This window comes from Exiguobacterium sp. s127, assembly GCF_018618695.1.
In the GTDB taxonomy this organism is placed as follows: Bacteria; Bacillota; Bacilli; order Exiguobacteriales; family Exiguobacteriaceae; genus Exiguobacterium_A; species Exiguobacterium_A oxidotolerans.
In genome coordinates this window covers 114,382-126,521 of sequence record NZ_JACSMO010000008.1, presented here as the reverse complement: position 1 = coordinate 126,521, position 12,140 = coordinate 114,382, and the positions used below count along the sequence as shown (strand labels likewise).

Annotated in this window: 14 protein-coding genes; 8 read left to right on the top strand and 6 right to left on the bottom strand. The window is 47.6% G+C overall.

The genetic code is table 11. The annotated features are described in order from the left end of the window. The first annotated feature begins 108 nt into the window (after window positions 1-108). The 5 genes from KNP98_RS11520 to KNP98_RS11500 all read left to right on the top strand — a co-directional run bounded on the left by KNP98_RS11520 (window position 109) and on the right by KNP98_RS11500 (window position 2,945). Window positions 109-534, top strand: coding sequence for a DMT family transporter (locus tag KNP98_RS11520; protein ID WP_088836030.1), 426 nt, complete (start codon window positions 109-111; stop codon window positions 532-534). A gap of 12 nt (window positions 535-546) precedes the next feature. Next, on the top strand, window positions 547-1,215 hold the full coding sequence (locus tag KNP98_RS11515; RefSeq protein WP_214811475.1) for a Crp/Fnr family transcriptional regulator: 669 nt from the start codon (window positions 547-549) through the stop codon (window positions 1,213-1,215). Window positions 1,216-1,227: 12 nt separating this feature from the next. Continuing rightward, window positions 1,228-1,698 (top strand): DMT family transporter, encoded by a 471-nt coding sequence (locus KNP98_RS11510; RefSeq protein WP_214811472.1) that lies wholly within the window; start codon window positions 1,228-1,230, stop codon window positions 1,696-1,698. Window positions 1,699-1,701: 3 nt separating this feature from the next. Beyond that, window positions 1,702-2,403 carry a YjjG family noncanonical pyrimidine nucleotidase gene (locus KNP98_RS11505; protein WP_214767611.1) on the top strand — a complete coding sequence of 234 codons (702 nt, stop codon included), beginning with the start codon at window positions 1,702-1,704 and terminating at the stop codon, window positions 2,401-2,403. A gap of 62 nt (window positions 2,404-2,465) precedes the next feature. Beyond that, on the top strand, window positions 2,466-2,945 hold the full coding sequence (locus KNP98_RS11500) for a GNAT family N-acetyltransferase (protein WP_088836034.1): 480 nt from the start codon (window positions 2,466-2,468) through the stop codon (window positions 2,943-2,945). Window positions 2,946-3,094: 149 nt separating this feature from the next. On the opposite strand, the gene KNP98_RS11495 is transcribed toward KNP98_RS11500, so the two are convergent. Then, window positions 3,095-3,700, bottom strand: coding sequence for a hypothetical protein (locus KNP98_RS11495; protein ID WP_214811469.1), 606 nt, complete (start codon window positions 3,698-3,700; stop codon window positions 3,095-3,097). 123 nt (window positions 3,701-3,823) lie between these two features. Here KNP98_RS11495 and KNP98_RS11490 point away from each other — a divergent pair, with 123 nt between their 5' ends. Both KNP98_RS11490 and KNP98_RS11485 read left to right on the top strand, forming a co-directional pair. Then, the gene (locus tag KNP98_RS11490; RefSeq protein ID WP_088836036.1) at window positions 3,824-4,867 is read left to right on the top strand and encodes a YcjF family protein; all 1,044 of its coding nucleotides are present in this window, start codon (window positions 3,824-3,826) and stop codon (window positions 4,865-4,867) included. Window positions 4,868-4,931: 64 nt separating this feature from the next. Continuing rightward, window positions 4,932-5,567 (top strand): peroxiredoxin-like family protein, encoded by a 636-nt coding sequence (locus tag KNP98_RS11485; protein WP_088836037.1) that lies wholly within the window; start codon window positions 4,932-4,934, stop codon window positions 5,565-5,567. Between the two features lie 130 nt (window positions 5,568-5,697). Here the strand turns inward: KNP98_RS11485 and KNP98_RS11480 are convergent, their stop codons facing one another. From KNP98_RS11480 to KNP98_RS11470, 3 genes are all read right to left on the bottom strand, one after another. Then, a complete protein-coding gene (locus KNP98_RS11480; RefSeq protein ID WP_214802745.1) occupies window positions 5,698-7,032 on the bottom strand; it encodes a sugar phosphate nucleotidyltransferase in 1,335 nt (444 codons plus the stop codon). A gap of 151 nt (window positions 7,033-7,183) precedes the next feature. Then, window positions 7,184-8,299, bottom strand: coding sequence for a glycosyltransferase family 4 protein (locus KNP98_RS11475; RefSeq protein WP_214811466.1), 1,116 nt, complete (start codon window positions 8,297-8,299; stop codon window positions 7,184-7,186). Window positions 8,300-8,571: 272 nt separating this feature from the next. Continuing rightward, window positions 8,572-10,095, bottom strand: coding sequence for a methyl-accepting chemotaxis protein (locus KNP98_RS11470; RefSeq protein WP_214767637.1), 1,524 nt, complete (start codon window positions 10,093-10,095; stop codon window positions 8,572-8,574). A 208-nt stretch (window positions 10,096-10,303) separates the two neighbouring features. On the opposite strand from KNP98_RS11470, the gene ypfJ reads away from it, so the two are divergent. Then, window positions 10,304-11,149, top strand: coding sequence for a KPN_02809 family neutral zinc metallopeptidase (gene ypfJ / locus KNP98_RS11465; protein ID WP_214811463.1), 846 nt, complete (start codon window positions 10,304-10,306; stop codon window positions 11,147-11,149). A gap of 55 nt (window positions 11,150-11,204) precedes the next feature. Here the strand turns inward: ypfJ and KNP98_RS11460 are convergent, their stop codons facing one another. Both KNP98_RS11460 and KNP98_RS11455 read right to left on the bottom strand, forming a co-directional pair. Further along, complete coding sequence (locus KNP98_RS11460; RefSeq protein WP_214811460.1) at window positions 11,205-11,588, bottom strand: nuclear transport factor 2 family protein; 384 nt, start codon at window positions 11,586-11,588, stop codon at window positions 11,205-11,207. 14 nt (window positions 11,589-11,602) lie between these two features. Beyond that, window positions 11,603-12,085: an Rrf2 family transcriptional regulator gene (locus KNP98_RS11455; RefSeq protein WP_214811457.1), complete on the bottom strand. Its 483-nt coding sequence runs from the start codon at window positions 12,083-12,085 to the stop codon at window positions 11,603-11,605. Window positions 12,086-12,140 lie beyond the last annotated feature (55 nt).

The window sequence follows — 12,140 nt, the reverse complement described above, 5'->3', positions numbered from 1 at the left end:
TTGTATGTTCGACGAATGAATTTATGTTCAGGACAAATGTCCTTTATCAATCATCCACCGTCGTTTTAGGATAGGATGAAAGAAGATAACGAAAGGAAGGCGATACAGATGCGAGGCATCCTTTTTGCAATCAGCGGCGGTTTTTTTCTGACGCTCCAAAGTGTCGCCAATGCCCGAATCAGTGATGGAATCGGGACCTGGCAGGCAGCGACCGTGACCCAAATGACAGGCTTCATCGTCGCCTTATTGATCACATTCGCCTTACGCGATCGGACGTTTCAAGAGATGCGTCGCGTCAAGCCGCTTTATCTATCAGGAGGCGCACTGGCGGCGGCTGTTTTGTTCAGTAATATCACAGCCGTGCATTTGATGGGTGTGACATTGACGATTTCACTCTTTTTGATCGCCCAGCTCGGTCTGGCCCTGTTGATTGACTGGAACGGTTGGTTCGGAATGATGAAACGTCGGTTGCAGCTGCCGCAAGTCATCGGAATTTTGTTGATGGTCGGCGGTGTCTTAATCTTGAAACTATAAGGAGGGATTCGTGTGGAGGATGAGCGACTTGCGACATACTTGGACCGTTTTCAATTGACGCATGTCTTTGACGAGCGCTTACGCCGTCATCTCGAACGTGTCGAGGTCGAGCCGGGTGAATACTTATGCCAGCAGGGCGATGACGCGAAACAGCTGTACTTGCTTGTCGAAGGAAAGTTGAAGATCACGCATATGTCAGCGGCAGGACGACGGCTCGTTCTTTCCTTCAAGCATCCGTTCGATCTGGTCGGCGATATCGAATATGTCCGCCGTATCCCCTTGATGAACACGGTCGAGGCTGTAACGCCGGTCCAAGTCTTTCGGATCAGTTACGCGGCACTGGAACAGGTCGGAACGGATAATCCGGCATTCTTACGTTTTTTGCTCGAGACGATCACGATGAAGTTCGAACTGAAATCGCACTCGATGAGCTTTAATCTTTTATATCCGGTCGAAGTCCGGCTCGCGAGTTATCTTTTATCGATGACACCGGAAAAACAAACCCTGCCGGTCACGGATTTAGTCGATGCAGCGGATTTGATCGGGACGAGCTACCGGCACCTGAACCGGGTATTGCTCCAGTTCAGCCGGGATGGATTAATTGACCGGACGAAACGGACGATTGAGATCATCGACCGCGCGGGTTTAATGGAACGTGTCGGGGAAAGTATTTATGAATAGGAGGCAAGCACGATGACACTGGGGATTTTACTCGCCTTATTTGGCGGGATGCTCGTCTGTATGCAAAACACCTTTAACGCAAAAGTCAAAGAACGGGTCGGGGCGTGGGCAACGACGACGTTAGTCCTTGGACTCGGTTTCCTCGCTTCGCTGACGATTGGACTGCTCGTTGAAGGGACGGCACTTTTTTCTTTGACCGGTATGCAGCCGTGGTTTTGGTTCAGCGGCATCATCGGTGTCGGTGTCGTCCTGTCTGTGACGCAAGGCGTTCAGCAACTCGGACCGAGCTACGCCATCTCGATCGTCATGGTCTCACAAATCCTCTTTGCGCTGCTCTGGGACACGTTCGGGTGGTTCGGTCTCGAACAGGTCGCCTTCACGTGGACGAAGGCAGTCGGCGTTCTCTTGATTGGCGGCGGGGTGCTTTTGTTCCAACTCGGCGGGAATCTGACAGAAAAACGGATCTTACGAAAAGGAGCATGACGGATGAACTATACAACATTACTCTTTGATATCGATCATACTTTACTTGATTTTGACGCAACGGAACGCTGGGCGCTACGAAAACTATTCGCGGACGAACAGCTCGAATGGACGGAAGAACGTGAAACCCGGTACCGGTCCATTAACAAAGGCTTATGGGCAGCTCTCGAACGGGGGGAAGTGACGCGAGACGTAGTCATCTCGGAACGTTTCGTGACGTTTTTTGCAGAGCAGGGATGGGTGGTCGACGGGAAACAGATGGATGAGCGCTACCGGACGTATCTCGGTCAGGGAACGGATTTGATTGACGGAGCACACGAATTACTCGGGCAGTTAAAAGGACATTACCAACTCTACGTCGTGACGAACGGTGTCTCGCGGACACAACATGCACGGCTCGCTGGTTCAGGACTGTTGCCGTACTTCGATCAGATTTTTGTTTCCGAAGACACGGGCTATCAAAAACCGATGCGTGCTTTCTTTACGTATGTGTTCGACCGGATTCCGGAATTCCGTCCGGAGCAAACACTGCTCATCGGCGACTCCTTGACTGCAGATATCCAAGGCGGCATTTCGGCCGGAATTGATACGTGTTGGTTTAACCCGGGTCAGGAAACGGCTCCGAGTGAGTTGACACCGACCTACACCATCGAACGGCTCGAACAGTTGCTTGATGTGTTGCGGACGACGGAACGAGTTCGATAACGAAAATATGTCAAGATCGTTTGACGCGAAGCGATAAAAGACTAGAAAAGGAGCAGGTTGTCATGAATCTACGAGCGATGACCGCAGCAGATTATCCGGAAGTCGGTCGGATTTACCAGCAAGGAATCGAGACACAAAATGCGACGTTCCGAACGGAAGTACCGTCGTTTGACTACTGGGATGCCCATCACCACATACACAGCCGGATTGTGGTGGAAAAAGACGGGAAAATGCTCGGATGGATCGCCATCAGTCCATTTTCGTCGATTCCGGCCTATGCCGGTGTTGCCGAAGTCAGTTTGTATATCGATGAAGACGCACGGGGAAAAGGAGTCGGGACGGTATTGATGCAGGCGGTCATTACGTCGAGTGAAGCAGCAGGCATCTGGACGTTGCATTCACAAATCTTTCCGGAAAACATCGCCAGCCTCAAACTCCATCAACGGTTCGGTTTCCGGGAAGTCGGTCGTCGGGAACGAATCGGACAGTTGGCTGGTGTCTGGCGGGATACCGTGTTACTCGAGCGGAGAAGTGAAATTTAAAAAATGGGGCTGACGCAAAAGTCAGTTTCTATACAACAAAGAGTGGCAGCGATTGAGTCTGCCACTCTTTGTTGTATTATTCGTTTCAGAACGACATGAAAGGACAAGGAAAAACCCGTCTGAACTAGAAGTGCGGGACGGGTTCTGCTTTACTTCTGATTGGATAATACGATTCCGAAAATCCGCTCTCCTTTTTTGAGTGGTACGTCAGCGGGACGCGTGACCTCATTTAAATTAAACCCGCGCATTTCTTTATTTTTTGACAGATGATAGACCATCAAAAGATTATAAGGGGTCGCCGTAGCCGTTTTTGAGCGGAAGTCGGCACCGCGAACGATGTAATCATCAAGATGCGTAAACGTATCGTCACCGAAGAGTACCGTATCACCGACATCAATCCCGAATTGAATCAGATCATCCGAGAAAGACTGGGAAAACCGGATCGTGGTATCGTACTTTTTCGGTTCAAGTTCCATCGAGAACAGTACCCGTTCTTGTTTGTCCGGGAGATATTCGACACCTTTTAGCCAGTGGGTCGCCTTTAATGTTCCTTTTAGCTGAACGGCGCCAATCTGTTGGTTGGCAAGTGTGGCAAATTTTTCTTCCCCTTCTGTAACGGGTAGGGGGGAGAGTGTGAAGGTAGAAGTGGCCTGGGTGACAGGTACTTTTTTCGTAGCGGATTCGATTTGATCGTGGTTTTGGCTGCACCCTGTCAAGATAAGGGCGGCAAGTGATATGTACATCCAGTTTTTCATAGAAGAAGCCCCTTCCTTCGTGTGTTGGAAACATTATCCATCATCAAGCTTATCGTTTTCCTTGGATGATTTCAATGAAGAACGGGAAAAGACTGACAGCACATATTTTCAGGAGGGGTAACGATGGACGACTTTTTTGGTGAGGGACTTGAGACGAATGAACAGAAACGGAAATCAAAGCTTGAGGAAGTATTTGACCAATCGTTTGAAGCAGAACGGCGCGACTTTAACCAGTCGCTTAATCAAGAAGTGACCGTCGCCCTGATTGGCGACGTCAATGCCGGTAAATCGTCGACATTAAATGCGATTCTTGGGCGTGACGTCGCGACGGTCGGAGCGCAACCGGGTGAAACGACACGCATCGATCAGATTCGGCAGCACCCGGAAGATAAAGTCATCTTCGTCGATACGCCGGGACTCAATGACGCGAACAGCTTGAATTCAGATACGACGTGGCAGTTTTACGAAAGTGCGGATGTTATTTTGTATTTCTTGAATGCAGCGGGGACCGTCTTATCGGAGACGGAAACAAAAAATTTCAATAAGATTTATGCCCATAATAAAAACATCATCATCGTCGTGACGAAGATTGATGCGACGAACGACTTAGAGACCGTCACCCGGCACATCGAAACGAAGTTACCGGGACCGACCCTTGTCCCTGTATCAGCGAAGGATGGGACGAATATCGACCGGTTGCGGCGTGAGGTCCTCGATATCCTAAAAAAGTTCGACAAGGATAATCTGTTTGTCCGCGAAATCGATCCTTCGTTACGGGGGAAAGTCGCTAACAACTGGATTGTCGGGGCCGGGACGGCGGCTGGTGCAATCGGAGCGGTCCCGTTCCCGGGCGCAGACATCATTCCGTTGACGTCGATTCAAATCGGCTTGATGCTGAAGCTGTCGAACTTATATGAACGGAACTTATCGAAAGAAAGTGCGAAAGAGTTACTTGTCGTGACAATCGTCGGCAATTCAGGAAAAACGGCTTTTCGCCAACTGGCGAAGATGGTGCCCGGGTACGGGGCTGTATTCGGAGCGGGTATCGCCTCGACGGCGACACTCGCACTTGGTTACGGAACAAAATATGCGTACGAGAACAAACTCGAACTGACACCGGAAAGTCTGATAGGATTTGTGAAACGATTCCGAAAAAAATCGGAGTGAGCATAATCTCAGTCTTTTTTGAAATACCCTGTTATGCTATGAAAAACAACAGGGAGGGATTGTCATGTCTACATTATTAGAAGAAATTCAAGCGTATCAAGAACAGTTCCGTCAAAAAGCACCGGCTGAAAAGCAGAAGCTGATGACGCAAGCAACAGAAGAACTCGCAGCATCAAACGGAGCAAAAGGATTAGCTGTCGGAGATGAGGCACCTCGCTTTACGCTACCGAACGCGGCAGGGACATCCGTCGCTTTAGCGGATTTACTTGAACAAGGTCCCGTCATCGTCACGTTCTATCGTGGCGGATGGTGCCCGTACTGTAACTTAGAGCTCCGTGCGTACCAACGTGAACTGGCGAAGATTCAGGAAAAAGGAGCGACACTCGTCGCAATCAGTCCTGAGACACCGGATCATTCACTCTCGACGCAAGAAAAAAATGACTTAGAGTTCGCTGTCCTCAGTGACGTCGATAATGTCGTCGCAGGGCAATTTGATCTCGTCTTCGAGATGCCGGACTATTTAGTTGAAGTGTACAAAGAATCAGGGCTGGACGTTGCCGGACATAACGGGAATGAAGACTGGCAGCTACCGAAACCAGCAACGTTCATCATTCAGCCGTCAGGTGAAATTTCGTTTGCTGACGTTCCGTCTGACTACACGCAACGTGTTGATCCGTTAACGATCATCTCAAAACTTTAAAATGTTATAAATGATCAACTCCTTTATTTTTCTATTCGTAAACAGCAGTCCTTCGTTCATAAGACGAAGGACTGCTGTTTGATGTATGCGACGGAATTATTTTAAAAAGAACTACAGTATAAAAAACGAATTAATCTTGAGTGGGAAATGAGGTTGGAAATGGATAGTTGTCTTCTTCTGTCCAATCGACGGAGTGTTTGATTTCAATCATAATTAAGTCATTTACCGTTCTTAATGTATGTGAGACGCCTTGGGGGATGTGGACAACCGATGGTGCTTCAAGCGTCTGATGTTTACCATCAATGATTGCTTCCGCTCTTCCTTTAAGAATGCTCCAGGTTGAGGCGGTATGTTCATGATAGTGATGACTGATTTGATGATTTGCTTTAATGTGCAAGCGTCGTGTAATTGCATATCGTCCATCTTCAAGTAATTGTTGATGCAAAATTGTCGCATAGCCCCAGCGTTTCCATTCAAATTGTGGAGGTCGGTCTTGGTGGACGAGATATTCTTTTAAATGGGTCGTTTCTTCTTTAGAAGAAACCAAGACACCGTCAGGACTAACGGAAACTATTAAATCATCCAATCCAATTCCGAGAACTGGAATTTGAAGTTCGTTTACAATATGTGTATTTGTTGATTTCAGAAGATGAGCATTTCCATGAAGAACACTCGGCATTTCCTCCGTTAACGTATTCCAGGTTCCGAGATCTTTCCACGGACCTTCATACCGATGTACGTAAATCAGTTCCGTTTTTTCAACAACCGCATAGTCAAAAGATGTTTTTTCAAGAGAGTCGTAAGAGCGGAGTAGATCACAGTAGGTGGTAGGAACGTTTTGAGCAAACAATTGTTTAATAAGAAAATCGAGTTGGCAAGCAAAGACACCGCAACTCCAAAGTGCATCTTCTTTAATTAATTGTTCAGCTAAGATGATTGTCGGCTTTTCTTGAAACTTCTTTACCCGTGCCATCTGATTGGTTGTTTCTGGAATAATGTAACCATACTTTGAGGTTGGATGAAGTGGTTCGACACCCATTAAATGCAACGCGTCAGGATGGGATTGGACAGCCGTATCGAGTAAACTAAACCTCTCGAAAAAGGACATATCTACATAAGAATCGACGGGCATGATGACAATTGTTTCTGTCGAATCAATGTTTTCAGCCAAGTAACTTGTTGCAAGCATGATGGCAGGAAACGTATCACGACGCGAAGGTTCACAAATAACGGCGACATCTGGACCTAATTGATGCTCGATAGCATCGAGTTGTGATTTGGTTGTTGAAATCAGAGTGCGTTCAGCTAACTTGATTTCTTGAAGTTGGAGAAAAACACGTTCAATCATGGACTGTTTTTTCCCGGACGGGTCTTCTAAAATGCGTAAAAATTGTTTTGAGTTTAAGTCATTTGAAAGGGGCCATAATCTTTTTCCGGACCCGCCAGACAATAATAAAATGTACATGCCAATCCATCCTTTCAATGAAACGGTTAACTGTATTTATGCAAATGAATAATAGTTCCTATTTCTTTGGACAATTGAGACATGTTCTGAGTTGAAAAGTGGAAAACACATAATTTACTTATAGACTAATGGTCTTTTAAGAAACCATTAATCATCGAGTCAACGTTTTCTGTATCCATTCCCGAAAACGGGATCCGGTATAGTCCCAGTGGCGTGTTTTTGCGAAAAGGTAAGAGGCGTAACGAATCGTATCATACTGTTCTGTATCCCGAATGCATGATCGCATTTCAATGGCTAATGCGCCTGGAGTCTGGAGCATTGTCATATATCCAGCTAATCCATACTGTACAGCATCTTGAAGACCGGGAGCATGATAGACGATGGATGGCGTCCCGACAGCAGCAGCTTCACTGACTGCCAACCCCCAGCCTTCGCGCTTTGATGGAAATAATAAAGCGGTCGCCCGGCTCATTCGCTCAAGTTTCTCTTCATGACTGACGAAGCCGAAATAGATAATATCTTGACGCATTTCTTCCGGAAGAAGAGGATTTAGTTGCTCTTCAATGTAGGTCTCATCTTTTTCACCAATCACCCAAAAACGGGCTTCCGGAAACTCCTGTTTGAATATGACGAACGCTTTAATCGCATCGTTGATTCCTTTATAGGCGGACATACGACCAATGTAAAGAAAAGTCGGTTTTTCTTCTTTATTTTTCCAGTCTATCTCTGGCCATGGGGTGAAATTGATTCCTGCCGGTAAAATCGTAATTCGTTTTGGAGCGAATCCGACATCGATTAAATCGTCAGTGGTCGATTTGCTGACAGTCACCGCCAAATCGTTCCGGTAGAGGCGGAGGCGGGGCGTTTCCGTCCGTTCTCCTAACCAGGCATACGGTTGGTTGACGTTGATCTTCCAAATTTCACGTGTTAGTCGATAAATGAATAGGGCACGTTTTTCTCGTGGTACATAAAGCGGAGTGAAAAAGTGATGGGTATTGACTTGATCGACAACGAGATCAATTGTCGATGCATGTATCTGGTAATAGTGAAAAGCATACAGAAGGACCGTTGCGTTTGTTCCGCGTCGGATATAGGTGACACCATCAAGAAATTCAACGTCGTGACCACCATCAAAGCCAGGTGAGATGTGGGTAAGGCGATAATCTTCGGCAACCCGTTTCAATACTTCGTGAATGAAAACTTCAGCACTGCCTGCTTTCGGATGTTTAATATCACGCCAAGACAAAAATAAGAGGTGTGGTTTCATTATCATGTCCTCCTATACGTGTAGTAGGTCCATTCAAAAAGAGGGTCTCGAAAGGGCGAGTAAGCTACCGCCTCGCTATTTAAAGGGAGGTGAGAGCTGACAACGTCATCTGAAGTCCATTTTCTCACCGCAAGACTCTGCAGTATAATATCAGGGATTTTTCTTTAATACTGTCAGTCTTAATTAGTTATTCGAGGTAGGGATCGCAGATTCCTAGAAGGGTTTCATTTAATTTTAAAAAGCAGGTCCCCGTTAACGAAGGGACCTGCTTTTTAGGATTTAACATGATTCGTTAATTTATCGACGAGTTGTTCGAGCGAATCGGTCATTTGATTGAGTGAATCGGTCATCGTTTCAAATTCGTGTTGGACACCAGCCTGTTCTTCGAGTCCTGCAGCTGTAGATTCGATTCCGCGCCGTACCTCGAGCGAGGCGACACGTGTCGTATCCATGCGTTCACCGATTTCAAGCATTTGCGTACCGACACCTTGGCGTGCTGTTTGAATCGAGCGAATATGCTGTTCGACATCTTGAATCATTCCTGTAATATCAGCGAAGGTCTGACCGACGCGTTTCGTCATCTGACGGTTTTCCGTCAACGTCTCGGCATACGCTCGGGCCGTTGCCTTGATTTGGTTTGTGTCTTCGACAAGAGCCTCCAACACTTCCGTCACTTCATTGGCATAGCTTCGTGACTGGACGGCGAGATGCCCGACTTCGGTCGCAACGACGGCGAAGCCGCGTCCCGCTTCACCGGCGCGCGCAGCTTCAATCGCTGCATTGAGTGCAAGTAAGTTCGTTTGTCCGGCAATTGCTTCAAGACTCGCGAGAATCGTCTGGATTTGATCGGAGCGTCCTGTCATCGTCTCGACGGAATCGTTTAAGCGGTTCGTCGCTTCGACCATTGCTTCGACCCGGCGTTCCATCGACTGCATCTCTTCATTTCCTTCACGTGCGGTGGCTGTCATGTGGACGGCTGTGTCTGCCGTCGTCGCCATCTGTGTTTGAATCGTCGCGATTGCTTGATTGACTTGCTGTAACTGATTCGTTCCATGTTGCATCGATTGATATTGACCGTCGGCAGAGTCGACGATCGGTTCGATGGCAGCAGCAATCTGATCTGTGACGACAACCGAGTTTGCAGCAGCTTGCTTCAAGTGTGTCGTATTCGTTTTTAAATGACCGACCAGTGCTTCGATTTGTTGACTGACGTTCGTGATTAACGTGTTTGCTTCCGTTTCCCGTGCGTGCGCCGCGTGACGTTCACGATTTTGAACGAATACTTGAATGATCAGGGCACTGCTCGTTAAAACTAAGAACACCGCATGAATCAGCAACAAACTAAACGGATACCCGGTCGTTCCGCACAGTAGCGTCGGTGCAAAAAAGAATCCGGCAAGATGCTGAATCGCAAATAACACCGTGCTGATTAAAATTAAATCGATTCGCCGGAAATAGGCAATCAATGCCAGGACCATGAAAATCGAGAAGTGATATTCGACGAGACCCTCTCCACCGGCGATGATTGACATGCTTGCGAATGTCAGCGTCAGTGTCAAGAGGATGGCGACCTGTTTGCTTTGGGGATTAAGCCGGTACAGGATAACAACTGCAAAGAGAAAAAAGACAGGAATCAGCGCGACGACCGTTAACGTAGCGAGCGACGCGGCTGGTCCTTTTCCCTGTAAAAGGGAGTAGCCTTCTCCAAACGTTGTGAAGCGGTGGAGTCCATGGACGATTAAAGATAAAACGACGATAAGAGACGTGATGCTGAGCATGAGTTGATGACGTTTCATAAAATAAAATTCCTCCGATTTCTAGTTGAAACTAAAACAAAGACAAAGTCCTGTTTTGGTAGACGTATCAAGACTATCGGTTGCACGCATGTGTTTGTTGACTGGAAAAAAAGTTAGCTGCACATCCATTATTTTTCTAAAAGAACGTAGCATGAATAAATGCCTGAACGGGTATATAAAAACATCGAAATTGGTAGGAGGAAGCCGCATGAAGTGGAAGGGAAGAGAACGAAGTTCAAACGTAGAAGACCGCCGGGGAATGGGCGGGAAAGGAATTGCTGGAATCGGAGGTGGACTTGGCATCATCATCTTGATCGTCGTGACGTTGATGGGTGGGAATCCTGCTGATTTGCTTGGGGATTTATCCGGTTCAGAAAGCGGGACGAACTCAGGCTATCAAGAAACAGCGAAAGAAAAAGAAGCCGCCGATTTTGTCTCGGTCGTGCTCGCCGATACGGAACGTGTCTGGACGAAGGAGTTTAAACAAGACGGGATGGCATACAAAGAACCGACACTTGTCCTTTATACCGACCAAGTCAGTTCAGCGTGTGGACAAGCCGGGAAATCGGTCGGTCCTTTTTATTGTCCGGGTGATCAGAAATTATACATTGATTTAAGTTTTTATGATGAATTACAAACTAAATACGGCGCGCCTGGCGACTTTGCGATGGCTTACGTCATTGCCCACGAAGTCGGTCATCACGTCCAGACGTTACTCGGGACGTCAGATGAGATCATGCCGCTCCGTCAAAAGATGAGCGAAGAGAAATTCAATAAATACCTCGTCCGGTTCGAACTGCAGGCGGATTATTATGCCGGCGTGTGGGCACATCACGCGCAAGGGGAGAACTTGTTGGAAGAAGGCGACCTTGAAGAAGCGCTTGGTGCTGCGAATGCCGTCGGTGACGATACCCTTCAGAAAAAAGGTCAAGGATACGTCGTGCCGGAAAGCTTTACGCACGGGACATCGAAACAACGGAAAAGCTGGTTCCAAAAAGGTTTTGATAACGGAACGATTGAAGGCGGCGACACGTTCGAAGCAGCAAACTTATAAGCGAATGACTTCAAAAAAGAGACCGTTCCGAATGGGGGAACGGTCTCTCTTTTTGTTAGTCGTTGTAATTGTTGAACATCTTCGCATCATCCGGCACATTGGCGAGGTAGACGATTTTACCGTCCGCATCAAGGCGGGCGATATCCGTTCCGTCCTGCGTGAAGACCGTTCCGTCAGCCCGCTTGCCGCAGACGGCCCAGCGTGTCTCGAATGTATCGCCATCTGCTGACGGGAGCCAGGCTTCATACATGTGTTTGATGTCCTGATTGGCAGTGAAGACCAGCCGGACGAAGTTTTTCCAGGCGTCGATCCCGTGTTGTTCCTGTCCATTCAGGACGAACGTGATGTCGTCCGAAAAGAGTGAAACGAGGTCACTAAAAGCCTGTTCATCGGTCCGGGAAGCGTCAAATAACTCAAAGTAGCGGTCAAGTGTAGTCATGCGTAAGTCTCCTTTTAGTTGCGAATCATTTGTTGTTCAATCAAGGCTTGCAATGTCGTTAAGTGGTCAGGGGGACAGTTCCGGTCGATTTCCTGTCGGAGCGATCCAATCGTTTCACGTTTTAAGGTCGATTGCCAAGCATCTTCCGCTTCCGTCATCAAGTTCGATAAGAGGCGGACGTTCTGTTCTTCGATGCCCATCAAGTCCTCAAAGACACCACTTGAAGCATAAAGGGATTGTTTTCCTTCGATGGCTTCGTAGACGTCAAAGATACGAATCCGATCGGAAGGTTGATTCAGTCGGAAACCGCCTTTGACCCCCGGGACAGACAGAAGGAGGTCGGCACTGACGAGTTTACGCAATAGTTTTTGAAAGTACGTCGGTGACGCGCCGAGCTGCTGACTGATGAACTCACCGGGTAAAAGTCCTTTCTCCGGCAAAAAGGTCAGTAACAGCATCGCGTAGACGGATTGTTCGACTCCGGTTTTCATTTGCATGGTAATTCGCCCTTTCTGTATAACGTAGATAACTATTGTCTATAATAGTGGACGT

Excerpts from the sequence above, each read along its gene's own strand:
- KNP98_RS11520 (WP_088836030.1), top strand. The coding sequence starts at position 109 with ATGCGAGGCATCCTTTTTGCAATCAGCGGCGGTTTTTTTCTGACGCTC.
- KNP98_RS11510 (WP_214811472.1), top strand. The coding sequence starts at position 1,228 with ATGACACTGGGGATTTTACTCGCCTTATTTGGCGGGATGCTCGTCTGT.
- KNP98_RS11505 (WP_214767611.1), top strand. The coding sequence starts at position 1,702 with ATGAACTATACAACATTACTCTTTGATATCGATCATACTTTACTTGAT.
- KNP98_RS11500 (WP_088836034.1), top strand. The coding sequence starts at position 2,466 with ATGAATCTACGAGCGATGACCGCAGCAGATTATCCGGAAGTCGGTCGG.
- KNP98_RS11495 (WP_214811469.1), bottom strand. The coding sequence starts at position 3,700 with ATGAAAAACTGGATGTACATATCACTTGCCGCCCTTATCTTGACAGGG.
- KNP98_RS11490 (WP_088836036.1), top strand. The coding sequence starts at position 3,824 with ATGGACGACTTTTTTGGTGAGGGACTTGAGACGAATGAACAGAAACGG.
- KNP98_RS11485 (WP_088836037.1), top strand. The coding sequence starts at position 4,932 with ATGTCTACATTATTAGAAGAAATTCAAGCGTATCAAGAACAGTTCCGT.
- KNP98_RS11480 (WP_214802745.1), bottom strand. The coding sequence starts at position 7,032 with ATGTACATTTTATTATTGTCTGGCGGGTCCGGAAAAAGATTATGGCCC.
- KNP98_RS11475 (WP_214811466.1), bottom strand. The coding sequence starts at position 8,299 with ATGAAACCACACCTCTTATTTTTGTCTTGGCGTGATATTAAACATCCG.
- KNP98_RS11470 (WP_214767637.1), bottom strand. The coding sequence starts at position 10,095 with ATGAAACGTCATCAACTCATGCTCAGCATCACGTCTCTTATCGTCGTT.
- ypfJ (WP_214811463.1), top strand. The coding sequence starts at position 10,304 with ATGAAGTGGAAGGGAAGAGAACGAAGTTCAAACGTAGAAGACCGCCGG.
- KNP98_RS11460 (WP_214811460.1), bottom strand. The coding sequence starts at position 11,588 with ATGACTACACTTGACCGCTACTTTGAGTTATTTGACGCTTCCCGGACC.
- KNP98_RS11455 (WP_214811457.1), bottom strand. The coding sequence starts at position 12,085 with ATGCAAATGAAAACCGGAGTCGAACAATCCGTCTACGCGATGCTGTTA.